The sequence below is a fragment of the Gilvibacter sp. genome (assembly GCF_965601605.1).
In the GTDB taxonomy this organism is placed as follows: domain Bacteria; phylum Bacteroidota; class Bacteroidia; order Flavobacteriales; family Flavobacteriaceae; genus Gilvibacter.
Genome location: NZ_CBFCWJ010000021.1, coordinates 1 through 26,396, shown reverse-complemented (window position 1 = coordinate 26,396; position 26,396 = coordinate 1). Strand labels below are relative to the sequence as shown.

Sequence of the window (26,396 nt, the reverse complement as noted above, 5' to 3'; positions counted from 1 at the left end):
CAAGGGGTTAAAACATCTTTGGCTACTAAAAAGCGTATTCGCGCAAAGCTCAAAGCGAATCTGCCCTTTTCTGAGGTTATCATCAATCACAGAAAAGATCGTTCTCCCTACAAATGTGAGGTAAAGATCATTCCTTTGATTAGCGAAAAGACCACGCACTATATCGCCTTTGAGAAGGCGGTGGTATAGCCATATTAATGAAAGCCCAAAAGACGTATTTAAAGGGTAAATCTGTATTTATCGTTTCCTTAGTGGTGATTGTGGTCACTGTGCTGACTGTATATCTTTCGGGCATTAATTACCACCGCAGCTTAACGTCCAATTTGTATATCTCCTTGGGGATCATAGCAACGGCTTTAGCCTTATTTATGACTTACGGACTTTATGTTGGAGTTGGTCTACTGGACAATTTTCCCAAGTTCAAACATTTTGAGAGGGGAGATATTCTTGGAAATACCACTCCAGATATTGATTTACCAGACATTGAGGTGGGCGAGGGTATTGGTGGTATTATTGCTTCCATAGTCCTTTGGATCCTAATGACCTTTGCTATTGTCGTTTTGCTTATTGTTTTGGAAGCCATCTTTTGGTTTTCCCTCTTTGTGCTTCTTACCATGTTGTATTGGGTATTTTTTAGAGCTTTACGATTCGTATTTAGCAAGTCCAAGGATACGCAAGGTGATCTGGGCATCTCTGCAATTTACGCTTTAGGCTATACCGCCTTGTATGTAGGCTGGATCTTTGTTGTGGTTTATTTGGTAGAGGTGTTGCGATAGGGTCACATTGGGACCAATTTTGTTATCTTTAATTGACCTCGCGTTTAGACCGTTCATAAAAGCGACTTAATCTAAATCGATACATAATTTCATGAAAAACACCCTAGAACAATTAATCACCAAACTCGATCTTAAACCGCATCCAGAAGGTGGTTATTACAAAGAGACTTATCGCAGTTCGGGTACAATTGCTGAGGCTAATCTTCCTGCTGCCTATGACGGCGAGCGCAATCATTCGACCAGTATCTATTTTCTTTTGACGGCGGACAACTTTTCTTCCTTCCACAGAATCAACCAAGACGAAATCTGGCATTTTTATGACGGATCGCCTTTGCTTTTGCACATCATAACTCCAGAAGGCGCATACAGCAAGCACCTTATTGGGATTGATCTCAGCCGTGGAGAAGTTCCTCAATATGTGGTTCCAGGTGGTTGTTGGTTTGCCGCTGAGGTTATAGATTCAGAAAGCTTTTCTTTTATTGGATGCACGGTTTCTCCCGGTTTTAGTTTTGCTGATTTTCAGTTGGGCAGGCGCAGTGAATTAATCAATCAGTTTCCTGAGCATGCGGAAGTTATTGAGCGGTTGACACGAGCGTAAACTTGGGTCATGGAGGCTTCCGATTATTTGACTAGCTTTAAGGAATCAACTGCTAAACCATTTTCATGGATCGAATCCACAGTCAAAACCACAACCTGGAAAATTTTTGGTATGCCTTATCTCGAATGCTGGAAAGGGCTTCGTTTTATGGCTTAAGAGCTATTCTTGTTTTGTATATGGTAGACGAGGATACGCTGGCGTTAGATCCTTCAGAAGCCTTTTCATTTTACGGCCTTTTTATAAGTGTTTTAGTCTTTTCTCAAATTCTTGGAGCGCTCTTAGGAGACCTGCTTTTAGGAAATAAAAAGACCATGATCATTGGAGGGGTTTTACAAGCTTTAGGCGCATTCTGCCTTTGTTTCCCATCCATGGCGGGACTTTATGCAGGAATGGTACTGGTGGTGTTGGGAGGCGGCCTCTATACACCAAATCTCATTGCAAACTTCGGAAAGTCCTATCTAAATAAGGCAAAGCTGTTAGACTCTGGTTTTACACTCTTGTACTTAGCGGTGAACTTGGGATCTTTCCTTGGAATTTTGGCTCTAGGGTTATTGGCGGAAAAGCAGGGATATCCAATCGCTTTTGGCCTTTCAGGTACGTTGGCGCTTATGGCAATCGTACCTGTAATCCTATCCAAAGAACCCGATCTAAAAGCAATAGAAACGCCAACTTATTCGATCACCAAGCGCATATTAAACATTCTAATTGCGTTTATTGTTGTGGGCGCTTTTTGGGGACTCTACGAACTCTCTAGCCTCAGTTTTTATGATATACAGTCGCAATTTGGAGATATAAAGGCTCTGGGCTTTGAGGATTATCAATGGAAATCCATGAGCAGCTATATTTTATTGCCGCTAGCGCTATTGGCGTTAATAGCTTGGAGTTATTTTTATACCAGTCAACTCTTCAAAATGGCGCTTGGTTTTATTTTCGGAGTCTTGGCTTTTGTTGTTTTCTTGCAAATCCCACAAACTGCTACGGAGCAGCATGGAACACTTTTTATTTCAAGCCTTATTCTTTTAGCTTTGGCTGAGGTTTTTACAGCTCCCGTGGTGCATTCTGTTTTAACACAATACACCAACCCTAAATATTTGGCCATTGTGATCAGTTTGTCGTTTTTGCCAACGCGAATGGTTTCTTCCGCATTTGCGTTGTTGAATGATTTGATCTATGACGAACCTGTTCTCGGGGTGCAACTGGCCTTGGGAGGAATGATTCTAATGGCCCTACTTTTAGTTGGAACGTTCGTACTTAAGCGCTTTGTGAAGATAGATTAGAGATTGCATAAAGGTCTATCAACTAACAATAATGAACCTAAAAAAACACCTAACCACTAAAAACATTACCGGCTTGGTCGCAGTAATTCTCTTTGCCGCGATTGCTTCTTATATGTTTCGTCAAAAGGAGTCTAAGCTACACGAGCACGGCAAATACAAGGTAGCGACAGTAATTGATTACGAACGGGTCCAAGGCACCAGGCTCCTTGAATTCCGCTACTCCTTTGATGGTCAAGACTATACTGCTGCCTCACCCATGCGTAAGAAAAAGCAAATTGGCGATAAGGTGTTTATAATCTTTTTGCCTTGGGAACCTACATTCACCAGAGTGTTCTATGACATCCCAGTACCCGATTCACTCGCGACCTTTACAGGAACTTGGCAGGAATTACCCGTACCTTATGACCAGGCGGATTATGATATGGAATTTGAGTGAATCATTTTTGGCGCCTGCCGCCTGCGGCGTCACCGCGCTATCCATTATATCTTTCTGCTGCGCAGAAAGGATGCCACTGCTATCGCTGGCGCGGGGTTGGGAGAATGTTTTTAATTCAATTAATTAATTTGTTCGGAAAGTATAATTATCATAGCTTTTCAAACAAATAACTAAATCCAACAAAATGAAGAGAGTTTTTACAATAATTTTTCTTACAATTTCATTTGTTTTTACATCCTGTAATAATTCAGGAGGATCTGGTATTTTGACGAATACCGATGATTTGATTTCTGGAAAATGGGGAAGTGAAAAAAAGGGTAGATATTCGAAACTACCAGAAACTACTCTAGATATTAAAATAAAAGGTAATTCTATTATTATACAACGAAATTGGAATTATTATGCTACTCCAGAGTCAAAAACAATAACTGGAACTCGATCGGATGAAAAAGATAAATTTGAATTGAGTGATGGCACAGTTCTTTCGATTAATGAAGAATTAGGTTTACTATATATCAAAAATGAATTCGGAGGTGAAGAATACAAACGATACGATGTTAATATCGAGGCAACGTCCGCACAAACATCGCAACAGCCAAAGAAAGAGTTAACTGAGGAAGAAAAGGCTATTAATTCTAATCAGGGAGAACCTGAGATTAAAATGGCTGTTATAAATGATCCAGATGGTTACACTAATTTAAGAGAACAAAGCTCAACGAAATCAAAAGTTATTGAGAAAATTTTGGACAACCAGGAATTTGAAGTCTATGTCGAAGATAAACTTACTGATGATTGGTGGTTCGTTTATAACCCTAAGACAGGCAACTCCGGTTATATTCACAAATCTAGAGTTAATTTTATCAGTAAATAAGCCCGAGACTTTTTCAGCACAATGAAATAGTCAAAACTAAAAACTTCAGGATTCTTTTAACACTAACTCCGTTATCGTTAAAAGATCCTCGGATGAGGATGTTGCTAAAGGAAATCCAAACAGCTGCTGTAGCAGCTGATTAATTTTTGTTTCCATTCACTTGTGAAAATAAATTTTCAACGTTCCTGAAAACAAAAAATCCAATGCCAGTGGCATTGGATTTCCTTTGTCGGGATGAGAGGATTCGAACCTCCGATCTCTGGTCCCCCAGACCAGCACTTTAACCGGACTAAGCTACATCCCGAGTAGCGCGCAAAGGCGCTGGTGTTTCATCTTGTGATGGTCAGCGAAATTAGGCAATTTCCCTGAATTGCGTCTTCCTTTTTAAAGAGAGTGAGCTTAGTTTTTGGCTTCCAAGTGTTTGGCCAATTGCTCCACGTATTCCAAGGCTGTTTTCTCGGCGTTTTTAGGATCAATGATCTTTGAGGTAACTGCGGCTACAAGTTGATCGTTCTCATCCGCAGTTAGGTTAAAGGCCAAAGTTTCTACCACATAATCCACGCGAGTTCTGCTAGTCGTTGATAGGGGAATGTATCCACCGAAGTTCTCGTAATAAGGACCTACCGCATAGGGTGTGCGGTAGTAACGGTAGAAGCCGCGGTAATAACGCGGATAAGCGTATGCTGTTCCAGCATAAACCCCGTTGGTTGTAGTTTCTACAGTGGTCTCTTTGTCTTTTACAGCAGTGATCACAATACCGTCATAGCCTTCACTGTCCAAAATAGAACGCACTTTTTGCAGGCGTTCTTCACTCATTTCATATTCCGGGTGGATCTTTGGGAACTTGGTAAAGCTCTCGGTTGCTTTCATTCCGCGTCTGCGCATTTCATCGGCAAAGGCTGTTTCAAAAGCAATTCGCGCATCAGTATTGTTGGTTCTTGCAATGACGAGTATATTCCTTTGTTTAAAGTCATCCACATTGTCTTGAGGTGCTTTCCAAGTATTGATTACATCAACACTGCCACAGCTTTGAAGAATTAAAGCAACGAATAATAAAAGCGATAATGGTTTGATAGTCTTCATGGTTATCTAGTTTGGTTCCTGTGTTGTAAAAATAATTCTAAAAAGCGTACGATAAGGTAATTCCATATCTAAATGATAGTAAACGGAAACGAGCTCGTTCCTCCGTAGTTGAAAATCGAAAGTCGCTATCTAAAAAGTCAAATATGGCATATTCGCTTAGCGTCTCGTTCAAATTATCATAGAAGGATTCGGGCAGATCTTGCGTATTGCGGATAGAATAGTTGTGATAACCCGTTCCCGGTCCAGCGATCAAAAAGTCGAGGGCGAATCGTTTGTTGATGGCCCATTTATAACCAACCATGAGTCCCCAAGAGGTGAGTTTTAGTCGTCCGTCGAACTGTATGTCCAGCGGGGTTCCGTCGTCATCAATGAAGATCCCGTTAATGTCTGAGGTGTAATTGGAATGTTTTAGATAGGCCCCAAAATAAAACCCATCCATTCTGTATTGACGCGTCCCTTTTATGTAGTACCGCACCTCTGGAATGATCTTAAAGCCCGAATAGGTCAAATCATTGGTGGTCAATCTAGAGGTGCGCAAACCCGAGAAACGGATCAGGCCTTCCTCGCTCTTTAAACCAAAACCCAGACTGGCCGCCCAGTGATCTCCCAAGCTGCGTTCATAGCGCAATTGCAGCGATCCGTTGATAAGATCTGACACATTGATTCCAATCTCGTTGCGATAATTAACTTCCGCATCGGATTCTTGTGCCATACTTGTCCCCAAAAATAGAACTGCCAATAGGAGAAGCCAGCTATTTTTCATGTGTATTTTGGTTGGATTAATTGCCTTAGTTGTCTTAAATGTACGGGAATTCCCCGTAATTTTATAGGGTGATTTTAGTCAGTCAGTATGCGTAATAAAAACTGTGAGATCTGTTCTCAAGACTTTGATACCATGTTCAGAGTTCAATACAAGCAACCCAAAGCTTGGGTGTTTTTATGTGAAAGTTGTTTGTTGCGCGTAAAAAAAGACAATCCGCTTTACAAATACGGCGGTACTTGGAAGCGCTAACACTAAAATGAATCAATCGTCTATGGAACTGGAAATATATCAAGTAGATGCCTTTACAGATCAGGTTTTTGGCGGCAACCCTGCAGCCGTCGTACCCTTGAAGGAGTGGTTGGACGAGCAGACCATGCTTAAAATTGCTCAAGAGAATAATTTGGCAGAAACGGCTTATTTCGTGCAACGGGAGGATCACTTTGAGATTCGTTGGTTTATGCCGCATGCAGAGATTGACCTCTGTGGTCACGCCACCTTGGCATCTGCCTTTGTAATTTTTGAGTTTGTTGATCCTTCTTTGGATGTTGTTCATTTTAGCTCTCAAAGCGGTCCATTAAGTGCAAAGCGATTAGGAAACGGAAGTATACAATTGGATTTTCCCACTCGAAAACCAGAACCGATTGCCATTCCTCAGGAAGTTTTTGAATCTTTCAATTACAAACCCTTAGAAGCGCACGCCAGTCGTGATCTTATATTGCTATTCGAGTCCGAAGATCAAATCCGAAGTATTCAATACGAGCTTAATAGCCTTAAGCATCTTCCGTATTTGGGGATTGTTCCTACGGCCAAAGGAGATACTGTAGATTTCGTTTCTCGCGTCTTTGATGCTGTGGCCAGCATGCCAGAGGACCCTGTCACGGGATCAACACACGCCAGTTTGATTCCTTTTTGGAGTGAAAGACTTGGAAAAAACACGCTTTTAGCCCATCAATTATCAGAACGCGGTGGCGTGTTATACTGCGAGCATAAAGGTGATCGCGTGGATATAGCGGGGCATGCAGTATTGTATCTAAAAGGAAAGATCTATATCTGATTTCTTTTTTGCCATTACCCCTTGCCACAATTAAGAATTTGAATAAATTTGCATTCCTCTTACGGGGTGTAGCGTAGCCCGGTTATCGCGCCTGCTTTGGGAGCAGGAGGTCGCAGGTTCGAATCCTGCCACCCCGACAAAAGAAAAAGCCTGTTAGCGTAGAAAGTTTACTTTCTTAAGCGAAACAGGCTTTTTCTTTTGCAACAAACCAAAACCAGGATCACGAGCCGCAGGCGAGTAATCCTTTTGTTTGTTGCATCTCTTTACAACATTATTAAAGTTGCTATGGATCGCTAAAGCTCAATTGCGCCTTCCGCTTACGCGGCTAACTCCTTCAAACATCCACTGGATGTTTGGTTTTGCTTGGCAAAACAACACTCGTTAATGTTTGTTGCAGTTGGTCGCAGGTCCTTCCCCTTCGGGGGATGCCTCCATCAAATGTCCACCGGACATTTGGTTTTGCTGTTGCAAAACTTCATTACGCCAGCCTGTCCACCCCGCCAAACCAAAACCAGGATCACGAGCCGCAGGCGAGTAATCCTTTTGTTTGTTGCTTTTTCCAAACGCCTGGAGACTTGTTACCAGCGAGTGTTTAATACGCAGACGGCATAGAAAGCGAACCAGGCTTTCTCTAGCAACATCCCCAAATCAGGATCTTTCGCGCAGCAAAGAATCATTCAAAGTTTACTTTCGATAGGTGACAGAAACAAAAAAAAAGCGCCCGAAGGCGCTTTAAATATTTCTTTCTCAAAGCTTATTGCTTCCGCAAGTAAATGGTTCCAAAGTCGGTTCGAATATCCAGCTTGGTGCCGCCACCGTTGAGTTCGGCATTGATCATTTTTTGATTGTCGCTGTATTCTTCTTGAACAATCTTAAAATCGAGATTACTCAAGATCTCTTGTCCAACGATACTTGCACTAACCTTAGTTTTTGCAGGCATAGTAATATCAATATCTCCATCATTACTGATGATTGAGAAAAGATCGTCTGGGCGTTTTTTATCAAAGACAACCTTGACATCACCTCCCAAGGTGTTCACAAGAGCAGGTCCACTTACGTCTGTCAGTTCAATGGCTTTGTACTGACTAGAAACCATAAGTTCTCCGCCGTAGTCATTGATTTTTAAAGCTTCCGCAGAAAATATTAAGCGACTGGGATTGCTGTTGTTTTTGCATTTCCCAGCATCTAAAACAAGTTTTACGCTATTGGGTACTAAAATCTCGTAGGAGGTACTGCTCACAAAAAGCACGTTGGACTGTCCGTCTGCGGCTTTATCAGTAATGGTCAAACGACTGCCAAACTTTTGAATGTCAAAATTCATGTCAATGGCGGTGTGATCTTCCATAGTGCTTCCTAGCGGTGTGAGTCCTTTTGACTTTTCTTTCTTGTCCTTGTCAAAATTGCTAAAGTATAAGTAACTGATCGAATCTGTGCGTGTTGTATTTATGCGGGCCTGTCCGTTTAAGACATAACTGTTACCCTTGTTTACATAAAAGAAATTCTCTGGGGTAGTACTTTTAATGACTACTTGATCTCCGTCGTATCCAGATATTTGGATTTTTGAAGAAGTACATATTTCCAAAGTGCCTTTATTAAAGTCGATGGACTTCTCCTGCGCAGAAAGGCTCACTACGGCCAGAAGCATTACTAAAGTGATGAACGTTTTTTTCATGATGAATGTTTATTGATTATTAAAAGCAGCCACCGCCAGAGAAGCCGTATTGCGCACTGCGGCTTCCTGGTTGCGGTCTGCTACGATTTGTTCCAGCGGATCTGTAGCTCGTGTTTCTTTGAGCTCCGCCAGTGTTTTTATAAGTTTTATCTGTACCAAGGCTTCAGTTTCACTACTTAAAGCACCGAGTAGGGCCGTGCGAACTTCCTCCTTTTGGCCAAAGCCCTTAAGAGCATTAATGGCCTCAATCTTGACATTGGTTTGGGTCTCTTCACTCAGTAAAGAGATGAGTACTTTTTGAAAGTTTTCATCGGCAGTGCGATCTTGGCTTTCTTGATAGGCCGCCAAGGCTTCCAATTGCTCGCTGGGATACTCCATCGCGGCTATTTGATCCAACATTTGTTGCTGAGCTGGATCAATTCCGGAGTCATTATTTATAAAAGGAATACTCAACAAACCTAGGACCAAAACTGCTGCCACGGCATACCACCATTTGGCCTTTGGTTTTTTAGTCTCCGAGTGTAGCTCCTTTTTAAGACGGGCTTCAAAGAGCACATCTTGGGACTCAGGCCACTGCTGGAGTTCTCCTTCTGATTTTAATCGTTCTAATTGCTTTTCTAGGGACATGTCTTTAATTTTTCTTCAATGGCTGCTTTTAGGGCCAATTTTGCTCGTCTATACTGATTGCGTACCGTACTTTCTTTGAGTGCTAAATGCTGAGCGATCTCTTTGTGTGAATATCCCTCAATGGCATACAATACTACAACCAGCCGATGCTGTTCTTTTAGTTCATCCAAAGCTTCTTGCATTAGCTGTAGCGGAAGCTCATCGGTCTGATCTTCTTCTGGAGTAAAGGCTACTGTTGTGTCCTCTTCCTCTTGCCAGTCAAAGCGCTGTTCTTTTCGCAATACATCCAAAGACATATTGGTTGCAATTCGGTAGAGCCAGGCTCCTAAATTGCTGTTCGCGTCCAGATCATCAATCTTTTGAAAGCCCTTGATAAAAGCTTCCTGAACCACATCTTGCGCCAAGCTAGGCCGCTTCAATATCCGTATCGCTGCGGTATATAGCAGCCCTTTATAGGTGTTAAAAACCTCGAGCTGAGCTGCGTAAGAATTGGCTTGGCAGGCCTTGATTAGTTGTGGTGTGTTAGACAATCTGTGATGCTTTGTTGTTTAGTAAACGGGCCGTTTTTAAAAATGTCGCAAAAAAATTCGAAAAATTTATTTTTCAGGAAATCCGTACATCGAATAAATTTTGGTTTGTAAGTAATTTCTGTATTTTTGTGAGATCAACTATTGCAACTAGACCGCCCTTAAATTGAAAAAGGATGTACTTTTTGTCTTGGTTCAATTTTTACTCTTTGTTTGTTATCTATTGAACTGGGGCCTCCTGGAGTTAGAAGCACCACTGATGCTGCGTTATGCAGCGAGTGCTGGTGTAGCAGTAGGTATTCTCATTGTTATTCTGGGAATTCTCAACCTGAGTGATAACTTAAGCCCGTTTCCTTCTCCCAAAAAGAATAGCGTCCTGATTCAAAACGGTATCTATAAATACGTTCGTCATCCGATCTATTTAGGAATTTTGGTCGGTATGTATTCTTATGCTCTTTATGCGGTTTCCGTTGAGAAATTGGCGATCACCTTGCTCATCAATTTTGTCTTTTATTGGAAATCCAGTTACGAAGAAGAACTCCTTGTACAGCGCTACAGCAGTTATTCTAACTATCAGGAAATGACTGGTAGATTCTGGCCTAAATTTGGCGCCAAAAGATCGCAATAAGGTTATCAACATTCTTGATAACTTTTCCTGTAAGGATTGCCTTTATTCTACTACTTTTACTGTATCAAATCAGAATGAAATGTCAGATACTATAGAACGCGTAAAATGTTTGATCATAGGCTCGGGACCTGCAGGGTATACCGCAGCTATCTATGCTTCACGGGCTAATATGTTCCCGGTATTGTACCAAGGAATGCAGCCAGGTGGGCAACTTACTACTACCAATGATGTAGAGAACTTTCCAGGCTATCCTGACGGAATTACCGGCCCGGAAATGATGATAGAATTGCAAAAGCAAGCCCAACGCTTTGGCACAGATGTGCGTGACGGTTGGGTAACTAAAGTAGATTTCAGCGGACCGGTACATAAAATTTGGGTCAATGAGACTACAGAGATTCATGCAGATACTATCATTATTAGTACGGGAGCTTCTGCAAAATACCTCGGTTTAGAATCTGAACAAAAATATTTAAACCTCGGTGGAGGTGTATCGGCTTGTGCCGTTTGTGACGGATTCTTTTACCGCAATCAAGAAGTGGTGATCGTTGGAGCAGGGGACTCTGCTTGCGAAGAAGCACACTACCTTTCTAAGTTGTGTAAAAAGGTAACCATGTTGGTGCGTCGCGATGAATTCCGTGCGTCTAAGATCATGGAAGCACGTGTGCGCAATACAGAGAACATCGAGATCCTCTTCAACACAGAAACTGATGAAGTCTTGGGAGACGGTCAAGTAGTTACTGGAGTTCGTGTAAAGAACAATTTAACAGGCGCTACTGATGAGATCCCAGCAACTGGATTCTTCGTGGCCATCGGGCACAAACCCAATACAGACATCTTTAAAGGCTGGCTAGACATGGATGAGACCGGTTATATCATTAACAAGGCAGGAACGGCACATACCAATGTACCTGGAGTCTTTGTTTCTGGTGATGCTGCCGACCATGTATACCGTCAAGCAATCACTGCTGCCGGCACTGGATGTATGGCAGCTTTGGACGCAGAACGTTATTTAGCCGCTGTTGAAAGTGAAACCACTGTAGCTTCTTAATTGCCAGTAATATTAAAAAGATAAAAGCCGCTTTAAGAGCGGCTTTTTTTATTGTTGTGCTCCGTGGTTATAACTGTAAGAGCGTTGCAGCATCCAACCGTCCATTTCTTTGATCCAAAGGTGAGAGAATAGGGCAATAGAACCTTTTTGTTCCGGTCCGCCATTCATGCTGAAATAGAATTTGTGTTCCCCTTTCTGCAGCAAGCCGTACAGGGTTCCATCATTTTGATACATGGGAAAGATCTCCGTTGAACCCGCAACCAATTCCCTGCGACTTTTACGGCCAGGAAAATTACAGATGTTTTTCTCTATGGATTCAATAAAGGGCTGTTTGCCTTTGGTAATTCCGCTTTGATCGTGATAGAATTCAAAATCTTCACTGATCAGATCTTGCAGGACTTCATTTTGGCACTGATTAAAGCTCAGTTCAAAGAGCAGGCTGTCCTTGGCCATGATCATTTTGTAATGTTCATTTTGAGGGTCTAGCTGGGCAAAACTTAAGGCAGGAACCAGCAGCCAAACTAGGAGTTTGATTGTTTTCATAGTTGTTGATTGATGAATTTAAATTGAAAGACCGCCACATTTGTGGCGGTCCACTTCAACGTATGAATGAGCGTTATGGAGTTAGATCGCTCATTTCCGTTTGGACTACATCTTGCGAATAGCGCTCGATTTTCCGTCCTTTTTGTTCACAGTCATTGGATCGCCATAGTACTTAATGTCACCACCACTGCTGGCTTTGGCATCTAGGCTTTCCGTAACATTAATCACAATGTCAGCACCGCTAGACACCTCTGCACGCACCTTGTTTGCTTCTAGATTGCGAGCATTCAAATCGCTCCCACTAGAGGCATCTGCAGTAAGGTACTTAGCGCGTCCACTTACTTTGATATCTGCTCCAGAGCTGGTCTTCGCAGTTACTTCACGAGCATCGATCTCTACTTCAAGATCAGCGCCACTGCTGCTGCTAAGTTCCAACTGATCGGCTCTAACGATATCATTGGCAATTACATCTGCACCGCTGCTTGCTTCTAAAACATTCAGGCTGGTATAGGTCACATAGACCTTCTTAGCGCTCGCGCGGTTGATGTTTTTAGTGGTGCGGATTTTAAGTACTCCGTTGACCACTTCGGTTTCAATAAATTCGTGAAGGTTAGAATCTGCTTCTACCACCACTTTGTTCTCCGTTCCCTCTTCCAGGAACACTTCAAGTCCACTTGAACCTCTAACTCCAGTAAAGTCGTCACTGAGGTTACGAGTTTTGGTCACTACATTGCCATTGCCACTTTCTGCGTTAACCACAAGGTCAAAGTTGCAGGAAGTCATTACAAAGGCGCTTAAGATTGCTAAAATTGAAAGTCGCATACGTTTAAAGATTTAGTTGTTATTGATTTGATGAATTGTTTATACTGTCATTAACCACTCCAGTCTGTGTTGCTGTAGTGTCTGTTGCGGTCGATTGTGTTTGGGTCGTACCTTCGGTAGATGGCTCCACATCGTCTACCCAGGTGTCACTTTTGCCCCAATCGTCGTCGTCCCAATCGTCACTGCTCCAGTCGTCATCGTCCCAACCGCTTGTGGTTCTATCCCCACGGTAGTTAGATTCTTTTCCGTCCGGACAGTTCAGACAAACCGTCTTTCCTTTTTCTATGCGCAGGAAGTATTCCTCATCGCCTCGAGTCAGGATATCGTCATAGTAAGAACTGTTGGAATGGAAGGTTCTGGTATTCTTGTCAGCAAAGAGCACGGACCCTTCTGGCAAGTACAGAATAACCTCTACTTCTTGATCACGGAATTTATCGGCCACATCGACCAAGAAATATCCATCCAAATACAAGGTGTTTCCTTTCAGTTCATAATTATAGTTGATACGGTTGGCGTATTCTCTAGAGCGCTGATAATCTGTTGAGTTTGCAGATTTTTCAATGCTGATACGTCCTTCCGGTTTGCTGGTCGATCTTACGATCAATCGAACGTCATTACTATAGAGCACACGATTGCCGTCTTCATCTCGCTTGATCTCAAAACCACCACTTCTGTTGGCTCGGTATTCAAAATCCTCGTTGGAAACCATCTTAACACGCAAGGTGTCATTGGCAGTCACCGCTATAGGGTTCACTTGTTTAACACTGCCTTCATTAGAGATCTCCGTCACTTCACGGATCGCAAAGATTCCCATCATGATCACTGCCGCGATCCAAGCGATTCCTAAGGTAATCTTAGCTGGCGTTCCAATGGATTTGATGTTCGGAATCAGAATCTTCAATCCTAATAGGAACAGTACAAAGAACGGAATACCTACAGCCAAAAGTACTGAGATGGAGATCAACCAAATCGGAGCACCAGAGGTGTTTACTACAGTGATATAATCGGTCAAATCGCTGCCCCAGAAGCTCACAGAGCCTAATGAGAACATACTCACGATAAGACTTACCAAAGTAGAGATCGCCGTGATCAGTAAAATGATTCCAATGAACTTGAAAATGATCTTAAAAAAGACGCTGAATACACTCCCAACTCCGTCAAAAAAGCTGGAAGCTCCAGATTTGGCGCGTTTTTTAGCACCGTCAAAATCGACATCTTTTACCTTATCGGCGACGCGTTCGTACTCGTCCTTAATCTTTTTTTCAATGTTCTCAATTGTAACGGCATCACCCTGCATGGTCAATTTGTCTGCAGTGCTTTCCGCGGCTGGAACCAAGATCCAGAATAGAACATAGACCACTAAAAAGAATCCCGTAGAGAATACGGTGAGTAGAATCCACAATAGACGCACCCAGATCGTATCAATACCTAAATAGTGTCCCAATCCGGCAGCCACACCAGAAATGAATTTGTTGTCTACATCTCTAAAGAGCTGTTTGTAGTTTGCGCGTTTATGATACTCTTGCTTGCGTTGTTGCTTCGGAGGTGCATCGTCAAAGATCTCCTCGTCCACCATATAATCTTCAGGTTGGCCCATAACGGCGATAACCTCGTCTAATTCTTTGATAGAGATCACCTGAGAGATCGAATCTCTTTTCTCTGCAAATAGTTCGGCAATTCGGGCTTCGATATCACGGATGATCTCATCCTGTCCCTGAGGATCGGTAAAGGATTTTTTGATGGCATCCAGATAGCGATTCAGCTTAGCAAAGGCATCCTCGTCAATGTGGAAAAAGGTTCCGCCCAAATTTATATTGATTGTCTTTTTCATTTTGTTGATTTTACGCTAATTACTGTATTGACTGCCTGTTGCAGTTCGTCCCAGGTGTTGTTTAGTTCTTTTAGGAACAGCTTACCAGTTTCGGTTAGTTCATAATATTTTCGAGGCGGTCCGCTTGTGGACTCTTCCCAGCGATAGGATAGCAATCCGGCATTCTTAAGCCGTGTGAGCAAAGGGTAAATGGTCCCTTCAACTACCAGCATTTTAGCCTCCTTCAATGCGTCCAGGATATCTGAAGTATAGGCCTCTCCGTCTCTCAAGATGGACAGGATGCAAAACTCCAGTACGCCTTTTCTCATTTGTGCTTTTGTGTTCTCAATTTTCATGTTCTTTTCGTTTAATGAGAATTAACTATTCTCGGTTCCGAAGCGGATGGTCGTTGCAACGCAATCGATCTGTGCCGACTGCTCAACAACCGCTTCGATGGTCTTGGCTTGGTCTGCTATTGGAAGTGCGGGACTCCCCGGACTCATTAGGTTTAGCACTGCGGCCATGACCATATTAACTAGATTGCTCATTTTCTGATGATGGGTTTTGTTCGTTTGATGATGATGAAGGCTCCGTAAAATCTACCTCAGGTTCTGAGGCTGATTCTGTAGCCGTGGGTTCTTCAGAAGCTGGGCCGCCAGCTGTCGCAGGTGTGAACTCAGCTTCTTCTGTTTTGATGAATCTTATGCATAGGGGATAGCGATAAAGCTCTCCGCTGTTGGCTTTCATTGAGGCAGTAATTACGGCGTAGATCTCAAAAATAAAGATGCAGAATGCCAATAATACTGCAAGAAAGATCACCGTTAGGTAGCCGCCCAATTGGTTGGCGTTTACAGAACGACTTCTGTAATAGGCGTCGTCTAGGTGTTCTAGGATGCTGATGAAATCTCCAGCGTGAAAGAACACGAACGGCAGACATATTGCGGCGATGATAACGCCATAGAGTAATAGACTTAGCTGAAAGTTTATGGCCTCCCGTCCGTGGTGATCAATAAAAGCTTTTTCTCTATTAGTGGTCCATAATATAAGAGGGCCAATAAAGTTTCCGAATGGGAAAAAGTACTTTAAAAAGGTCGCTAGGTGGATCGCCATTCCCAACGATTTGTCATTTTTTGATAAGCCAGTATTGTCCATTGCTTGTTATTTTCTTATGCAAATATATGTTTAAAAAACAGTACTTTGTTACGCATAGTACCTAATATTAACATTTTTTTAACAAAAAGCTTTATCACTTTCCATCCATTGAGAATGTGTATCTTAGCGCTCAAATCCCTTGCTATGGCGCTAACTCCTGGAAAAATCAACACCTTTATAGCCTTTAATTTACCCTCAGCCTTTTTAACGGGGGTTCGTTTAAAATCAATTTCTAAGGAAAGCTGTTCAACTACCGTAAAACATCGTTGGATCAATAAAAACCCATTCAAATCTATGTTTTGGGCGGTACAGGGAATGGCCGCAGAACTGGCTACAGGAGCTTTAGTTATGGATGAGATCAAAGCGCAGGGTAAACCCGTGTCCATGTTAGTGGCAAACAATAAAGCCAACTTTAGCAAAAAGGCGCGTGGACGCATTACCTTCATATGTAATGATGGCTTAGCCATTAGAGCGGCCATTCAAAAGACCATTGAAACTGGGGAAGGCCAAACTTGCTGGATGCATGCAGAAGGCACCAATAGCGATGGAGTAGTAGTTTCCAGTTTTGATTTTGAGTGGACAGTTAAGCTTCGTTCTTAGATAGTACTTCAGACTTAACACCTAATTAATAAAAGAAGGTGTAACAATCTTGCTGTCGCTACACTAATTGAATAAAACCAAACATTCAATATGACAGCACACGAAATTGATTATCACATTTACGGAGAGGAAATGCAATATGTCGAGATAGAGCTCGACCCTAATGAAGGCGTTATTGCGGAAGCCGGGAGTTTAATGATGATGGAAACGGAGATCGATATGCAAACCATCTTTGGCGATGGTTCCAAGCAAGATCAAAGTTTTATGGGCAAACTCTGGGGAGCTGGTAAACGCTTACTAACAGGAGAGAGTCTTTTTATGACTGCCTATTACAATACCGCCTTTGATAAACGTAAGGTGAGCTTTGCATCGCCCTATCCTGGAAAGATCATCGCTATAGACTTGGCAAAGCAGGGCGGGAAGTTCGTTTGCCAAAAGGACGCTTTCCTATGTGCAGCCAAGGGCGTTTCCGTTGGGATTGAATTTTCAAAAAAATTAGGTCGCGGTCTTTTTGGAGGTGAAGGATTCATCATGCAGAAGTTAGAAGGTGACGGAATGGCCTTTGTACATGCTGGCGGAACCACTGCGGTGAAAGAACTCGCTCCGGGAGAAAAACTGAAAGTAGATACGGGTTGTATCATCGGTTTTGATCAAACGGTAAATTACGACATTGAGTTTGTTGGTGGTATTAAGAATACCATTTTTGGAGGAGAAGGAATGTTCTTCGCGAGTTTAACAGGTCCAGGGACTGTTTATATTCAATCCTTACCCTTTAGCCGCTTGGCTGGACGCGTGCTTGCGGCAGCTCCAAGAGGAGGCGGAAAGGACAAAGGTGAAGGAAGTATCTTGGGTGGCTTAGGCGATCTGCTCGATGGTGATCGCAGTTTCTAGGCCCCATCAATTGTTATTTTAGTCTTAAAAAATGCCCTTTTGGGTGTTAAAACTGCTAGTGCATAGAAATTCCATATTGGATTTTTTATTATCTTGAGGTCAAGATTAAACAAAACGCCTATTGCAACATCACTACGCTTTTTTACCCTAACTTAATTAAATTAAACTATGGCAAGAGCGATGTTTGATTACACCAAAGCGGTGCTGGCCAAGGTCAGTTTTGATCCGCAGTTGTTCTGCAAGGAGTTGAAGAAAGCAATGAATAGATTGCTTCCCCATGAGATAGAGGAGCTCCGAATCTGGGTAAATTCACTGATACAGCAGAACCCCGAATTAAATCAATGTCTTATTTATTTAAACCCATAAAAAAAGCCTCCAATTGGAGGCTTTTTTATTGTTTGTTAATCTGAGTTCTCTTTACTTTTTATTAGGTAGTGGACTGATGATCTGCACGTCTTGGTAGGCAATTGCACCGCGCACAACACCAGAGATCACGTCAAACATAGCGTCAATGATCTGGATCTTGAGTTCACTTTTGGGATAGATCAAACTCACTTCTCGCGCAGGAGCTGGATCATTAAAGTGATGCAGATTGGCTTTTTGTTTCTCACCTAAGTCCAAGGTGTGTAAGTAGGGCAGAAGCGTCATTCCCATACCTTCCTCAGAGAGTTTTATCAAAGTTTCAAAGCTTCCACTTTCAATTTGGAATCGATCATCCAAACTTGTTTTGGCCGACTTACACAAATTGATCACTCCGTCTCTAAAGCAGTGTCCGTCTTCTAAGAGCAGAATATCATCGATGTCCAAATCCCCAATAGCAATGGTCTGGTTATTGGCCAAACGGTGTTGTTGAGGAATATAACCCACAAAAGGCTCGTAGTAGAGTACTCTTTCTTTAATATTCTCTTGAAGTAGTGGGGTGGCTGCAATTCCAGCATCTAAATGGCCTTCGTCCAGTTTCTGAATTAAATCATCTGTATTGAGTTCTTCGATCTTTAAAAGAACCTTGGGGAACTTATTGGTAAAGTTTCTCAAGAACATCGGCAGCAAAGTCGGCATGACCGTCGGAATGATCCCCAGCTTGAATTCACCACCAATAAAACCTTTCTGTTGATCTACAATGTCTTGGATCCTGTCGGCCTCATTGACAATATTCTTGGCTTGTTGTACGATCTTCTTCCCGATCTCCGTGAGCGCAATGGGTTTTTTCGTCCGATCAAAGATCAATACATCGAGCTGATCTTCTAATTTCTGAATCTGCATACTCAGCGTGGGCTGGGTAACGAAGGTCTTTTCTGCGGCCTTGGTGAAATTTTGGTGTTCCGCCACCGCAAGGACATATTTGAGTTGGGTAATGGTCATAGTGCTGCTTTGGGGCAAAGATACGAACAATAGTTAAAACTTATGGAAATATGAGGTTTGTTAGAAATGGTCTATAAAAAAACTCCCGCCAAAGGCAGGAGTTCATTCACAAACTAAGCGTACGTTGTATTACATACGAATCTCTAATTCCAGATTTTCTTTGGCTACTTCAAATTTTGCATCAGCCCAAGTCGGTGGACCCATAGACATATTGTTGTTGGAAACTCCGTAGTCTTCTAGAGGCATTCCATTGGCTTGAAAGTTCATTTGATCGTCGTTGTTACGATCGTGAAAGCACATTACCGCATAGGTTCCTGGAGTTACTCCTTCAAAAGTCACGATAGCTTTGCCGTCTACGATTTGACTTACTTGTCCCGCTAAAGGCGCTTTCATAAAAGTAGATTCGTTGTGAAGTCCAAAGATTACTTTTCCTTCTGTACTCTGCACAGGTACAGTAACGGTGATACTAATTCCTTCTTCTGATTGTGCAAAGGCTGAGTGGATAGCTCCGATGAGCATTAAGGTTAGTGTGAAGACGATGTTTTTGACTGACATGGTATGTGTTTTTATTGTTAGACAGGTCAAAGATGCGATAGCGGCATCGGTCTTCATAAAACAAAACACCGAACTGTAAAAAAATCAGGCTGAACTGTTACAACAATCCTCTGGCCTTAATTTCCAGGTACTTATTAATGGTATTGATGGTGAGATTCTCCGGCGCTGTAAGTATAGCTTGGATTCCGTATTTCTTGAGCTCGTTGGCAATGAGCTTCTTTTCATAGACAAATTTCTCTGCTATGGTCTTTTGGAAGATCTCACGAGTTGTCTCTGCCGGCTCCTTGGTCATTGCTGCCAATTCGGTGTTCTCAAAAAAGATCACTACTAACAAATGCGTTTTGGCTATGGCTTGCAAGTAAGGCAGTTGCCTGTGGAGCGCATCTAAGGTTTCAAAGTTGGTATAGAGTAGCAGGAGACTTCGCGATTTAATGCGTCTTTTAATGTCTACATACAGCCTTGAGAAATCACTTTCTGCAAAGTCTGTATTGATGTTGTAGAGTGTTTCTAAAATCAGATTCATTTGGGAACGACGCTGTTTGGCCACGATCTGATTCTCCACCTTGCGTGAAAAGGTAAACATCCCTGCCTTGTCTTGTTTTTTGAGCACGATGTTGGAGATCACCAAGGTGGCATTAATGGCGTAATCCAACAAACTCAACTGATTAAAAGGCATTTTCATCACCCTTCCGGTATCAATGACAGAATAGACCGGTTGGGACTTTTCATCTTGATATTGGTTAACCATTAAGGAATTCTTCTTCGCAGTGGCCTTCCAGTTGATGTTACGCACGTCATCTCCAGCTACATAATCCTTAATTTGTTCAAATTCTAAGGTATTCCCAATCTTACGGATCTTTTTAAGCCCGAACATTTTGAGTTTGTTGGTAAAGGCTACAAATTCATACTTTTTGAGCTGCAGGAATGATGGATAGTTAGGCACCATGGCATCATAGTCATACTGTTGTCTGCGCCATGCCAAGCCCAATAGGGTAGAAGTGAACACATTGAGATTCCCAAAGTGATATTCGCCGCGCTCTGTAGGCCGTACTTGATAGGTGATGAGCTTTTCCCGTCCGCTGCCGATCTGTGTATGCAGTTCAAAATCGCGGATCTGCCACTGTTTGGGTAGTTCATCTATGATCCTTAGATGAGCAGTAAAACGAAAACTATTACGCAATTTGATCTTAACATCGTTTTCATCTCCGTTGGAGAGTTTTTCTGGCAGTTCGCGCTGCGCTTCTATTCCCAATTTATTTCGATACAATAAAAGTATATCCAAAACCGTCAGAACTAGCAGTATGGTCAGCAGTAGGCGAGCCACTCCATAAAGGTCCTCAGAAAAGAAGGACAGTACAAAGAGCAGCACTATGCCGATCAATACCGCAAAGAAGCGGTTTCTCAAGTATAGACTTTTAATGAATCGTTTCACTTAGCGTGGGATTTCTTGAGATTCAATGATATGTGCAATTACGCGATCCGCAGTAAAACCTTCCATTTCACGTTCTGGCGTTACAATAACGCGGTGGCGCAATACAGGAACGGTCACCGTTTTAATATCGTCTGGAGTCACAAAATCACGCCCTTCAATAGCTGCCTTGGCTTTTGCACTGTTCATAATTGCAATAGAGGCACGTGGTGAAGCTCCTAGATAGAGATTCGGATTGGTACGCGTTTGGTTTACCAACTCGGCAATATATTTGATCAGGTTGTCTTCTATTAAGATCTTTTTGACCGTTTGTTGATAGTCGATTATCTTTTCAGCCGAGAGCACCGCTTGAATGTCTTGAAAAGGATCGTGATCTTCTCTGTGATGCTCATTCTTTAAAATGAGAATCTCTTCTTCCAAAGCCGGATAGTCCACATTGATCTTAAAGAGAAAGCGGTCCAATTGGGCTTCAGGCAGAGCATAGGTTCCTTCTTGTTCAATCGGGTTTTGTGTAGCAAACACCAAAAAGGGTTGTTCCATGTCGTTTTGAACCCCATCAATGGTGATTTGACGTTCCGCCATTACTTCAAATAATGCGGCTTGGGTTTTCGCTGGAGCTCTATTGATCTCATCAATCAATACAATATTTGAGAATATTGGACCTGCCTTGAATTCAAATTCTTGGTCCTTTACGTTGAAAATAGAGGTCCCTAAAATATCACTCGGCATCAGATCCGGAGTAAACTGTATTCTATTGAAATTTACATTTAAGGATTTCGCCAAGAGTTTCGCAGTAACTGTTTTGGCTACACCAGGAACTCCTTCAATTAAGGAATGTCCATTGGCCAGTAAAGAGATGACCAAAAGCTCTACCATTTGTTCTTGTCCCACAATGATCTTCCCGATCTCTGATTTGATCTGGGCCACTGCATCACTCAATGCACTGAGGTCAATTCGGGCATTGAAGGACATGTCTCCGGTTGGAGCTGCAGCTTCCGCCTGATTTTCTGCTTGTGGCGTTTCCGGGTTTTGCGGCTGCGATTGTTGTTCGTCTTGCGGCTGTTTAGGATCTTCCATACTAGTTATTTATAAAATTTTTCTAATGCTTTATTGAGTCGGATCAGATCGGACTCGCTATGTATACTTTTGCCTCTTAAGGCATTGATTAGTTGAATCAGTTTTTCAGTTTCTTCTTTGGGATTACCACTTTTACTGGCCAGACGGACAATAAAATCCTCATTCAAGTTTTCTGTATTCAAGTAGTAATCCGAACGGATACGTTCCAAAAAGTAGGTGATCCGCTTGGCAATTATATTGCTGTAATTCTTGTATTGAAAATGCAGGTTGCCAATGGTGGCAGTGAAGTCCTTGCTGTCGTTGCGTAGCGGTTCAACCAAAGGTATCATGCGTTGCTCGCGTTTGGCGCGTACCAAAACAAAAAGCAGTAAGCCTCCAATGGCCAAATAATAGGCCCAGCGCAAACCTTTTTGATTTAAAACATAGCGCAGCGGACTTCCAATAAATATACGTCCCGACTTGATGTGTTCATCCCAATAGATCTTAGAAGGTTCTAAATATGACAATACTCCGGCTGTGTAGTCCGAGGCTCCATCCAAAAGATAATAGTTGCTAAAGGCTTGCGGTAAGGTGTGTAAATAAACATGGCCTTTTCCCACAGGAATACGCACATAATTCAAAAGGTCTTCTCTGCGTTCTTCGTTTACCAACTTCTTATTGAGCACATCCATAGCTCCCAGCACAGTTGTTTGCAAAGTGTCCATCTCTACAAAGTAAGTTGGGATCATTGTTTTTTGGAATAATGGCGGTTCCTTCAGAGCCAATGCCGGATTGTACAATTGAGGCCGCGCTTCTGCCTCTCTAAAGGTATAATCTCTATCAGTATCCAATTTTAGGGTGTCTAAAATGACTTCCCCAAAGGTATTACTGGACAGAAAGACGGTGTTCCCGACTTCTGCAAACTTTAAAAGACGTTCCACTTGGTTCTCGTCCAGGCGGAGGTAAGCATTGACAAAGAAATAGAGCTCACCTGTTCCGTAATCTTCTCTCTGCAGGAACTCAAAGGGATCCTCGGTGACGCGCTTTACGGGAGCATCAAAGAAATCACTGAGTTCTTCATAGGCGATATGTCCGCCCAAAGGTGTTTTGGCCGTCGTGGTATAGTTTGGTGACCAGTCCAGAGGTTTAGGCCGCATGATCTCCACAATCATCAAAACCACTAGGGCAACCCCAAAAGCGATCAATATGCGTTTGGATCGTTTATCCATAGCGGTTGATGGTTTTTTGTAGTTGCTCAAAGCGCTGCGCTGCCTGATTGAATCGTTGTTTGTCTATGGGGAACTCGCCATACCAAACATAGTCGTAAAGTCGGCTTACGGTTTTGAATTCATCTTTGAGTTGGTCGGATTCTAGTTCGCGCAAGTAGTCGTTATTCGTCTTTTCAAAATGCCATTCGATCAAACGCTTACCAGACAGATCCTTAAGAGCTTTTAGGAACATATAACGCACGGCTAATCGGTAGTCTCCTTGTTGCAGAGCTTCATCAATCAGCGCTTGCAGGTCGATCTGCGCCAGATCTTCTTCTTGCGCTAAAATAGGGGCCAAGGCCGTATTGTTTCCGCCAAAAAAAGCTGTAGCCTGTTGTCCCAAAAGCAGTCGCACCATCAAATACAATCCTCCCGCGATCATGATAACATAAAGCAAGGTCTCCACGATCTTATAGGTCTCTGGGCTCATTTCAACTCCAAAGATTTCTGCCAGCCAATCTAAAAACCCACCGATAACACGGGCAATTACGTTTTCTCCGCTGCCCGCACTCTCTTCATAGTCAAAACTGCTGCCGTCGTATTTATCTTCTAATTCGGATTCAAACTGACGGCTTTCTACTGGAGCGTCGTCATAGTTTACCGGTATGGGATATTCTTGTGAAAACCCAATCAGTGGAACCAACCAAAGCAGTATGTAAAACAATCCTTTAGTCCCCAAGCCCGATCTGATCAATTTTAGTGCGTAAATAAGTGTTGGTCTTAGCCTCTTGTAAGGAAAGGTACAAGCCTGCATTCATGAATTGACTAATGGCTTGCGAATAGATAGAGACCAAAGTAGCTATGGACACAAAAAGCGTCCAAATAATAGTGACTATGCTGTCGGTCATTTTTATACTTTGCTGGTCAACAGCGTGATAAAAGATCACTCCCGCTAGGATCGCTGGGATACTCATAATAAAGAGTCGCAACATGCCAATGATCAATCCCATCACAAAATTGATCCCCACGCTCTTCCAAAAGCTAGCCATAACCAAATTCCAGCCGACTCCTAAGGCTTCTGTCGCCCCCAGGTCGTCATGAAACATGGCCATACAAGAAACTCCGGCCCATGCCATCAGCATGAAAAATATGGCATAACCGAATAGGAATCCCAACACGGGAATAAAATTCACCAAAACAAAGAGTATGAACCAACCAATGAAGATGAGAATAAGCAGCAGCATAAAAACCGCCAAACTGCCTCCCTTTTTCTTTAATACTTGCCAGACATCTCGGCCTTCTATCTCTTGCTCATCGTTCTCTCTGGAGAAGTATAGAGACATATAAGCAGAACTCAAGCCATAATTAACTGCACCGACAATTAAAAGCATAATCATATAACACAATACTCCTAGACCTGCCATGGCCGCTTGAGTGTCCGTGTCTCGAGGTTCGTTGTAGAGTCCAATCCCACTAATGACTCCAAAATAACCAGATACCATTAAGTAGCTTAGACCTATAAAGATCAGCATGAACCAACCGTTATAGCGTAAAAAGATATTGCTAAAGTCTTTCCAATTGAACTTTACAAAGTCAAAGAAATAAGAAATGAGCTGGCCAAAATCCAGCTTTTGTCTAAACTCTACCTTATCGTGCTGCATGGGCTCTGTGGAGTTGGATCGGATAAATAATATAATAGAATATGATCAGGGCGAATGAACCGCCAATGATCACCAATGCCAGCCAAACGGGCATCTCGTTATAACGCGTAATAAAGCCTTCTATAAAGCCGGCAATAATAAAAAACGGAAAGGTACTCACTACGATCTTTAGCCCGTCTTTCGCCGCTCTAACAAAGGACAATCGCCTCGAAAAGGTCTTAGGAAAAAGGATTCCGTTACCCATAACCATTCCGGCGCAACCGGCCACGACGATCACAGAAAGTTCAATAGCTCCATGAAGCATAATGTTTTTAGAGGCTTGCCAAAAGACTTCGTTGTTGGCAAACATGGTAAAAAAAGCACCGACCATGACTCCGTTGGAGAAAAGTATATAAGCCGAACCCACAGAGGTGATCACGCCAAAGGCAAATGCTAAAATTGAAACACGAATGTTATTGACCGTAATGGCCAGGAAGGTTCCCCATTCGCTTCCAGTGCCGTAAATGGCAGTAGGGTTACCGTTTTCGATATTATTCAAGGTCTCATTGACATAGCGGTCTCCCAGAATGAGACGTACAAAGGTATCGTCATACAAACTACTGATGGCTCCAATAAAAATCGCAGCAGCAAAAACTAGAAAAGCGTAAAGCAAAGTGCGTTGATGTTGATAGAAGAAGAGCGGAAACTCTTCCTTCCAAAAGCTGATCACCCGGTTTTTGTCTTCTTTTTTGTTTTTATAAATCTGCTGATGCGCTTGAGATGTCAGCGAATTGAGGTATTGCAGGGTTTTAGATTCCGGGAAATAGGTTTGGGCATAAGCCAGATCATTGGTCAAATGAATGTAATGATCGGCGAGCGTATCAGGATTGATCTGCGACTTAAGTGCTATTGCTTTTTCAAAAGCGATCCATTTTTCTTTATTTTGCTTAACAAAAGCCGCCTCGCGCATTCAGTAATTTTTTCTTAAAGATAAGCACTTGCAAGCAAATGGCAAACTTACAAATTAGTACTACCCAGAACGTAAATTTAGGCTATACCATAGCCAGCGCAGGTGAGCGTATTCTGGCCGTACTGGTGGATCTGGTGATCTTTATTCTGTACTTCTACATACTGAGTAAAGCCACCGCTGTTTTTGACCGAATCTTTGATGATAATTGGTCGATTTTTGGTCTGCAATCCCTTTTGCTGTTGCCCATTATGTTTTATTCACTCTATATGCACATTCTTTTTGACGGGCGTACGGTAGGCAAGATGTGTTTGCAAATTCGCGTGGTAAAACTGGACGGTTCTCCCGTGCACTGGTCCAACTATATGGTGCGTTGGATGATGCGTATTGTTGATCTTTGGGTCTTTCCAGCTGTGGGACTATTAACGTTGATCTTTAGTGAAAGACAACAACGCATTGGCGACTCAGCCGCAGGAACGGTGGTGATCTCCACCAAAAAGCGCTATAACATCAGCAGTACTATTCTAGAAGAAATTGAGGAAGAATATACCCCTAAATTCGCCACGGTTACTCAATTGACAGATAAAGATGCCCGACTGATCAAGGAAACCTACAGAATTGCTGTCCGTTCTAATGATTACAAGACACTCAATTTGCTTCGTGTTAAAGTTGAAAGCTTGATCGGGAGCAATTCAGATCTGTATGATCGTCAGTACATTGATACCGTGCTTAAGGACTACAACTACTACACGCAAAGTCTATGAGTTTGCTGCTTTGGGTCGATCTACTTGGGACCATCGCTTTCGCCATTTCTGGGGTTTTGACTGCCATGAAAAAAGGCTTGGATCCTTTTGGGATCTTTATCATAGCCTTTGTGACCTCTGTGGGAGGTGGAACCGTTCGTGATCTACTGATGGACGCCCCTGTTTTTTGGATGTATGATCTGATGTATATCTATACCATTGCTGGAGCCGCGGTTTTTGCCATTGTCTTTAGATCGC

The 26,396-nt window shown here is 42.6% G+C and carries 33 protein-coding genes, 2 tRNA genes and 1 pseudogene; 16 read left to right on the top strand and 20 right to left on the bottom strand.

Features of this window, described 5'->3' with window-relative positions; all coding sequences use genetic code 11:
* From ACSLP7_RS05870 to ACSLP7_RS05845, 6 genes and pseudogenes are all read left to right on the top strand, one after another.
* Positions 1 to 189 (top strand): annotated as a pseudogene (locus tag ACSLP7_RS05870) (PAS domain-containing protein); the annotation flags it as partial.
* 8 nt (positions 190 to 197) lie between these two features.
* On the top strand, positions 198 to 776 hold the full coding sequence (locus tag ACSLP7_RS05865) for a hypothetical protein (protein ID WP_435578442.1): 579 nt from the start codon (positions 198 to 200) through the stop codon (positions 774 to 776).
* Positions 777 to 867: 91 nt separating this feature from the next.
* Positions 868 to 1,374, top strand: coding sequence for a cupin domain-containing protein (locus tag ACSLP7_RS05860; RefSeq protein ID WP_435578441.1), 507 nt, complete (start codon positions 868 to 870; stop codon positions 1,372 to 1,374).
* A gap of 65 nt (positions 1,375 to 1,439) precedes the next feature.
* A complete protein-coding gene (locus ACSLP7_RS05855; RefSeq protein WP_435578440.1) occupies positions 1,440 to 2,651 on the top strand; it encodes an MFS transporter in 1,212 nt (403 codons plus the stop codon).
* A gap of 31 nt (positions 2,652 to 2,682) precedes the next feature.
* A complete protein-coding gene (locus ACSLP7_RS05850) occupies positions 2,683 to 3,087 on the top strand; it encodes a hypothetical protein (protein ID WP_435578439.1) in 405 nt (134 codons plus the stop codon).
* Positions 3,088 to 3,271: 184 nt separating this feature from the next.
* A complete protein-coding gene (locus tag ACSLP7_RS05845) occupies positions 3,272 to 3,958 on the top strand; it encodes an SH3 domain-containing protein (protein ID WP_435578438.1) in 687 nt (228 codons plus the stop codon).
* Between the two features lie 229 nt (positions 3,959 to 4,187).
* Here the strand turns inward: ACSLP7_RS05845 and ACSLP7_RS05840 are convergent.
* The 3 genes from ACSLP7_RS05840 to ACSLP7_RS05830 form a co-directional block, all read right to left on the bottom strand.
* Positions 4,188 to 4,262: transfer RNA gene (locus tag ACSLP7_RS05840), tRNA-Pro, on the bottom strand.
* 95 nt (positions 4,263 to 4,357) lie between these two features.
* Positions 4,358 to 5,041 (bottom strand): hypothetical protein, encoded by a 684-nt coding sequence (locus ACSLP7_RS05835; RefSeq protein ID WP_435578437.1) that lies wholly within the window; start codon positions 5,039 to 5,041, stop codon positions 4,358 to 4,360.
* Positions 5,042 to 5,078: 37 nt separating this feature from the next.
* Positions 5,079 to 5,804 (bottom strand): DUF3575 domain-containing protein, encoded by a 726-nt coding sequence (locus tag ACSLP7_RS05830; protein WP_435578436.1) that lies wholly within the window; start codon positions 5,802 to 5,804, stop codon positions 5,079 to 5,081.
* An 87-nt stretch (positions 5,805 to 5,891) separates the two neighbouring features.
* Between ACSLP7_RS05830 and ACSLP7_RS05825 the strand changes: the two genes are divergently transcribed.
* The 3 genes from ACSLP7_RS05825 to ACSLP7_RS05815 all read left to right on the top strand — a co-directional run bounded on the left by ACSLP7_RS05825 (position 5,892) and on the right by ACSLP7_RS05815 (position 6,995).
* Positions 5,892 to 6,053, top strand: coding sequence for a hypothetical protein (locus tag ACSLP7_RS05825; RefSeq protein ID WP_435578435.1), 162 nt, complete (start codon positions 5,892 to 5,894; stop codon positions 6,051 to 6,053).
* 22 nt (positions 6,054 to 6,075) lie between these two features.
* The gene (locus ACSLP7_RS05820; RefSeq protein ID WP_435578434.1) at positions 6,076 to 6,858 is read left to right on the top strand and encodes a PhzF family phenazine biosynthesis protein; all 783 of its coding nucleotides are present in this window, start codon (positions 6,076 to 6,078) and stop codon (positions 6,856 to 6,858) included.
* A gap of 62 nt (positions 6,859 to 6,920) precedes the next feature.
* Positions 6,921 to 6,995: transfer RNA gene (locus tag ACSLP7_RS05815), tRNA-Pro, on the top strand.
* A gap of 617 nt (positions 6,996 to 7,612) precedes the next feature.
* Here the strand turns inward: ACSLP7_RS05815 and ACSLP7_RS05810 are convergent.
* Genes ACSLP7_RS05810 through ACSLP7_RS05800 form a run of 3 tightly spaced genes read right to left on the bottom strand, consistent with a single transcriptional unit; the run spans position 7,613 to position 9,687 of the window.
* Positions 7,613 to 8,530: a hypothetical protein gene (locus tag ACSLP7_RS05810; protein WP_435578433.1), complete on the bottom strand. Its 918-nt coding sequence runs from the start codon at positions 8,528 to 8,530 to the stop codon at positions 7,613 to 7,615.
* Between the two features lie 9 nt (positions 8,531 to 8,539).
* Positions 8,540 to 9,157: a HEAT repeat domain-containing protein gene (locus ACSLP7_RS05805; RefSeq protein ID WP_435578432.1), complete on the bottom strand. Its 618-nt coding sequence runs from the start codon at positions 9,155 to 9,157 to the stop codon at positions 8,540 to 8,542.
* A complete protein-coding gene (locus ACSLP7_RS05800) occupies positions 9,148 to 9,687 on the bottom strand; it encodes an RNA polymerase sigma factor (protein ID WP_435578431.1) in 540 nt (179 codons plus the stop codon). Before ACSLP7_RS05800 ends, ACSLP7_RS05805 begins: the two co-directional genes overlap by 10 nt.
* A 163-nt stretch (positions 9,688 to 9,850) precedes the next feature.
* Between ACSLP7_RS05800 and ACSLP7_RS05795 the strand changes: the two genes are divergently transcribed.
* Positions 9,851 to 10,312, top strand: a complete 462-nt coding sequence (locus tag ACSLP7_RS05795; protein ID WP_435578430.1) for a methyltransferase family protein — start codon at positions 9,851 to 9,853, stop codon at positions 10,310 to 10,312.
* A gap of 79 nt (positions 10,313 to 10,391) precedes the next feature.
* A complete protein-coding gene (trxB, locus tag ACSLP7_RS05790; protein WP_435578429.1) occupies positions 10,392 to 11,360 on the top strand; it encodes a thioredoxin-disulfide reductase in 969 nt (322 codons plus the stop codon).
* A 48-nt stretch (positions 11,361 to 11,408) separates the two neighbouring features.
* Here trxB and ACSLP7_RS05785 read toward each other — a convergent pair whose 3' ends face one another.
* The 6 genes from ACSLP7_RS05785 to ACSLP7_RS05760 all read right to left on the bottom strand — a co-directional run bounded on the left by ACSLP7_RS05785 (position 11,409) and on the right by ACSLP7_RS05760 (position 15,687).
* A complete protein-coding gene (locus tag ACSLP7_RS05785) occupies positions 11,409 to 11,903 on the bottom strand; it encodes a nuclear transport factor 2 family protein (RefSeq protein ID WP_435578428.1) in 495 nt (164 codons plus the stop codon).
* A 105-nt stretch (positions 11,904 to 12,008) separates the two neighbouring features.
* Positions 12,009 to 12,725: a head GIN domain-containing protein gene (locus ACSLP7_RS05780; RefSeq protein WP_435578427.1), complete on the bottom strand. Its 717-nt coding sequence runs from the start codon at positions 12,723 to 12,725 to the stop codon at positions 12,009 to 12,011.
* A 19-nt stretch (positions 12,726 to 12,744) separates the two neighbouring features.
* Positions 12,745 to 14,556, bottom strand: a complete 1,812-nt coding sequence (locus tag ACSLP7_RS05775) for a PspC domain-containing protein (RefSeq protein ID WP_435578426.1) — start codon at positions 14,554 to 14,556, stop codon at positions 12,745 to 12,747.
* Entirely contained in the window at positions 14,553 to 14,891 is a 339-nt protein-coding gene (locus ACSLP7_RS05770; RefSeq protein ID WP_272833217.1) for a PadR family transcriptional regulator, read from the bottom strand. The genes ACSLP7_RS05775 and ACSLP7_RS05770 overlap by 4 nt, the downstream gene beginning before the upstream one ends.
* A gap of 21 nt (positions 14,892 to 14,912) precedes the next feature.
* Positions 14,913 to 15,083 (bottom strand): hypothetical protein, encoded by a 171-nt coding sequence (locus ACSLP7_RS05765; protein WP_291186063.1) that lies wholly within the window; start codon positions 15,081 to 15,083, stop codon positions 14,913 to 14,915.
* The gene (locus ACSLP7_RS05760; RefSeq protein WP_435578425.1) at positions 15,067 to 15,687 is read right to left on the bottom strand and encodes a DUF4870 domain-containing protein; all 621 of its coding nucleotides are present in this window, start codon (positions 15,685 to 15,687) and stop codon (positions 15,067 to 15,069) included. The genes ACSLP7_RS05765 and ACSLP7_RS05760 overlap by 17 nt, the downstream gene beginning before the upstream one ends.
* 144 nt (positions 15,688 to 15,831) lie before the next feature.
* Between ACSLP7_RS05760 and ACSLP7_RS05755 the strand changes: the two genes are divergently transcribed.
* The 3 genes from ACSLP7_RS05755 to ACSLP7_RS05745 all read left to right on the top strand — a co-directional run bounded on the left by ACSLP7_RS05755 (position 15,832) and on the right by ACSLP7_RS05745 (position 17,544).
* The gene (locus ACSLP7_RS05755) at positions 15,832 to 16,287 is read left to right on the top strand and encodes a DUF4442 domain-containing protein (protein ID WP_435578424.1); all 456 of its coding nucleotides are present in this window, start codon (positions 15,832 to 15,834) and stop codon (positions 16,285 to 16,287) included.
* A gap of 90 nt (positions 16,288 to 16,377) precedes the next feature.
* Positions 16,378 to 17,178 carry a TIGR00266 family protein gene (locus tag ACSLP7_RS05750; protein ID WP_272833221.1) on the top strand — a complete coding sequence of 267 codons (801 nt, stop codon included), beginning with the start codon at positions 16,378 to 16,380 and terminating at the stop codon, positions 17,176 to 17,178.
* 168 nt (positions 17,179 to 17,346) lie between these two features.
* Complete coding sequence (locus ACSLP7_RS05745) at positions 17,347 to 17,544, top strand: hypothetical protein (protein WP_291186056.1); 198 nt, start codon at positions 17,347 to 17,349, stop codon at positions 17,542 to 17,544.
* Between the two features lie 51 nt (positions 17,545 to 17,595).
* Here the strand turns inward: ACSLP7_RS05745 and ACSLP7_RS05740 are convergent, their stop codons facing one another.
* The 8 genes from ACSLP7_RS05740 to ACSLP7_RS05705 form a co-directional block, all read right to left on the bottom strand.
* Positions 17,596 to 18,540 carry a LysR substrate-binding domain-containing protein gene (locus ACSLP7_RS05740; protein ID WP_435578423.1) on the bottom strand — a complete coding sequence of 315 codons (945 nt, stop codon included), beginning with the start codon at positions 18,538 to 18,540 and terminating at the stop codon, positions 17,596 to 17,598.
* A gap of 129 nt (positions 18,541 to 18,669) precedes the next feature.
* Positions 18,670 to 19,095: a DUF2141 domain-containing protein gene (locus ACSLP7_RS05735; RefSeq protein ID WP_435578422.1), complete on the bottom strand. Its 426-nt coding sequence runs from the start codon at positions 19,093 to 19,095 to the stop codon at positions 18,670 to 18,672.
* Between the two features lie 97 nt (positions 19,096 to 19,192).
* On the bottom strand, positions 19,193 to 20,527 hold the full coding sequence (locus ACSLP7_RS05730; protein WP_435578421.1) for a DUF58 domain-containing protein: 1,335 nt from the start codon (positions 20,525 to 20,527) through the stop codon (positions 19,193 to 19,195).
* A complete protein-coding gene (locus tag ACSLP7_RS05725; protein ID WP_435578420.1) occupies positions 20,528 to 21,601 on the bottom strand; it encodes an AAA family ATPase in 1,074 nt (357 codons plus the stop codon).
* A 5-nt stretch (positions 21,602 to 21,606) separates the two neighbouring features.
* A complete protein-coding gene (locus tag ACSLP7_RS05720) occupies positions 21,607 to 22,809 on the bottom strand; it encodes a DUF4350 domain-containing protein (RefSeq protein ID WP_435578419.1) in 1,203 nt (400 codons plus the stop codon).
* Complete coding sequence (locus ACSLP7_RS05715) at positions 22,802 to 23,527, bottom strand: DUF4129 domain-containing protein (protein ID WP_435578418.1); 726 nt, start codon at positions 23,525 to 23,527, stop codon at positions 22,802 to 22,804. The genes ACSLP7_RS05720 and ACSLP7_RS05715 overlap by 8 nt, the downstream gene beginning before the upstream one ends.
* Positions 23,517 to 24,449: a hypothetical protein gene (locus ACSLP7_RS05710; RefSeq protein WP_435578417.1), complete on the bottom strand. Its 933-nt coding sequence runs from the start codon at positions 24,447 to 24,449 to the stop codon at positions 23,517 to 23,519. Before ACSLP7_RS05710 ends, ACSLP7_RS05715 begins: the two co-directional genes overlap by 11 nt.
* Positions 24,436 to 25,398 (bottom strand): stage II sporulation protein M, encoded by a 963-nt coding sequence (locus ACSLP7_RS05705; protein ID WP_291186043.1) that lies wholly within the window; start codon positions 25,396 to 25,398, stop codon positions 24,436 to 24,438. The genes ACSLP7_RS05710 and ACSLP7_RS05705 overlap by 14 nt, the downstream gene beginning before the upstream one ends.
* Before the next feature lie 38 nt (positions 25,399 to 25,436).
* Here ACSLP7_RS05705 and ACSLP7_RS05700 point away from each other — a divergent pair, with 38 nt between their 5' ends.
* Positions 25,437 to 26,159 carry an RDD family protein gene (locus ACSLP7_RS05700; RefSeq protein WP_435578416.1) on the top strand — a complete coding sequence of 241 codons (723 nt, stop codon included), beginning with the start codon at positions 25,437 to 25,439 and terminating at the stop codon, positions 26,157 to 26,159.
* Positions 26,156 to 26,396: trimeric intracellular cation channel family protein (locus tag ACSLP7_RS05695; RefSeq protein WP_435578415.1), on the top strand; the 241-nt coding region annotated here is incomplete at its 3' end. The genes ACSLP7_RS05700 and ACSLP7_RS05695, both read left to right, overlap by 4 nt.

Excerpts from the sequence above, each read along its gene's own strand:
- ACSLP7_RS05780 (WP_435578427.1), bottom strand. The coding sequence starts at position 12,725 with ATGCGACTTTCAATTTTAGCAATCTTAAGCGCCTTTGTAATGACTTCC.
- ACSLP7_RS05710 (WP_435578417.1), bottom strand. The coding sequence starts at position 24,449 with ATGCAGCACGATAAGGTAGAGTTTAGACAAAAGCTGGATTTTGGCCAG.
- ACSLP7_RS05855 (WP_435578440.1), top strand. The coding sequence starts at position 1,440 with ATGGATCGAATCCACAGTCAAAACCACAACCTGGAAAATTTTTGGTAT.
- ACSLP7_RS05775 (WP_435578426.1), bottom strand. The coding sequence starts at position 14,556 with ATGAAAAAGACAATCAATATAAATTTGGGCGGAACCTTTTTCCACATT.
- ACSLP7_RS05720 (WP_435578419.1), bottom strand. The coding sequence starts at position 22,809 with ATGGATAAACGATCCAAACGCATATTGATCGCTTTTGGGGTTGCCCTA.
- ACSLP7_RS05735 (WP_435578422.1), bottom strand. The coding sequence starts at position 19,095 with ATGTCAGTCAAAAACATCGTCTTCACACTAACCTTAATGCTCATCGGA.
- ACSLP7_RS05750 (WP_272833221.1), top strand. The coding sequence starts at position 16,378 with ATGACAGCACACGAAATTGATTATCACATTTACGGAGAGGAAATGCAA.
- ACSLP7_RS05785 (WP_435578428.1), bottom strand. The coding sequence starts at position 11,903 with ATGAAAACAATCAAACTCCTAGTTTGGCTGCTGGTTCCTGCCTTAAGT.
- ACSLP7_RS05705 (WP_291186043.1), bottom strand. The coding sequence starts at position 25,398 with ATGCGCGAGGCGGCTTTTGTTAAGCAAAATAAAGAAAAATGGATCGCT.
- ACSLP7_RS05740 (WP_435578423.1), bottom strand. The coding sequence starts at position 18,540 with ATGACCATTACCCAACTCAAATATGTCCTTGCGGTGGCGGAACACCAA.
- ACSLP7_RS05820 (WP_435578434.1), top strand. The coding sequence starts at position 6,076 with ATGGAACTGGAAATATATCAAGTAGATGCCTTTACAGATCAGGTTTTT.
- trxB (WP_435578429.1), top strand. The coding sequence starts at position 10,392 with ATGTCAGATACTATAGAACGCGTAAAATGTTTGATCATAGGCTCGGGA.
- ACSLP7_RS05860 (WP_435578441.1), top strand. The coding sequence starts at position 868 with ATGAAAAACACCCTAGAACAATTAATCACCAAACTCGATCTTAAACCG.
- ACSLP7_RS05725 (WP_435578420.1), bottom strand. The coding sequence starts at position 21,601 with ATGGAAGATCCTAAACAGCCGCAAGACGAACAACAATCGCAGCCGCAA.
- ACSLP7_RS05770 (WP_272833217.1), bottom strand. The coding sequence starts at position 14,891 with ATGAAAATTGAGAACACAAAAGCACAAATGAGAAAAGGCGTACTGGAG.
- ACSLP7_RS05760 (WP_435578425.1), bottom strand. The coding sequence starts at position 15,687 with ATGGACAATACTGGCTTATCAAAAAATGACAAATCGTTGGGAATGGCG.
- ACSLP7_RS05805 (WP_435578432.1), bottom strand. The coding sequence starts at position 9,157 with ATGTCCCTAGAAAAGCAATTAGAACGATTAAAATCAGAAGGAGAACTC.
- ACSLP7_RS05810 (WP_435578433.1), bottom strand. The coding sequence starts at position 8,530 with ATGAAAAAAACGTTCATCACTTTAGTAATGCTTCTGGCCGTAGTGAGC.
- ACSLP7_RS05825 (WP_435578435.1), top strand. The coding sequence starts at position 5,892 with ATGCGTAATAAAAACTGTGAGATCTGTTCTCAAGACTTTGATACCATG.
- ACSLP7_RS05765 (WP_291186063.1), bottom strand. The coding sequence starts at position 15,083 with ATGAGCAATCTAGTTAATATGGTCATGGCCGCAGTGCTAAACCTAATG.
- ACSLP7_RS05865 (WP_435578442.1), top strand. The coding sequence starts at position 198 with ATGAAAGCCCAAAAGACGTATTTAAAGGGTAAATCTGTATTTATCGTT.
- ACSLP7_RS05830 (WP_435578436.1), bottom strand. The coding sequence starts at position 5,804 with ATGAAAAATAGCTGGCTTCTCCTATTGGCAGTTCTATTTTTGGGGACA.
- ACSLP7_RS05835 (WP_435578437.1), bottom strand. The coding sequence starts at position 5,041 with ATGAAGACTATCAAACCATTATCGCTTTTATTATTCGTTGCTTTAATT.
- ACSLP7_RS05850 (WP_435578439.1), top strand. The coding sequence starts at position 2,683 with ATGAACCTAAAAAAACACCTAACCACTAAAAACATTACCGGCTTGGTC.
- ACSLP7_RS05745 (WP_291186056.1), top strand. The coding sequence starts at position 17,347 with ATGGCAAGAGCGATGTTTGATTACACCAAAGCGGTGCTGGCCAAGGTC.
- ACSLP7_RS05755 (WP_435578424.1), top strand. The coding sequence starts at position 15,832 with ATGGCGCTAACTCCTGGAAAAATCAACACCTTTATAGCCTTTAATTTA.
- ACSLP7_RS05845 (WP_435578438.1), top strand. The coding sequence starts at position 3,272 with ATGAAGAGAGTTTTTACAATAATTTTTCTTACAATTTCATTTGTTTTT.
- ACSLP7_RS05700 (WP_435578416.1), top strand. The coding sequence starts at position 25,437 with ATGGCAAACTTACAAATTAGTACTACCCAGAACGTAAATTTAGGCTAT.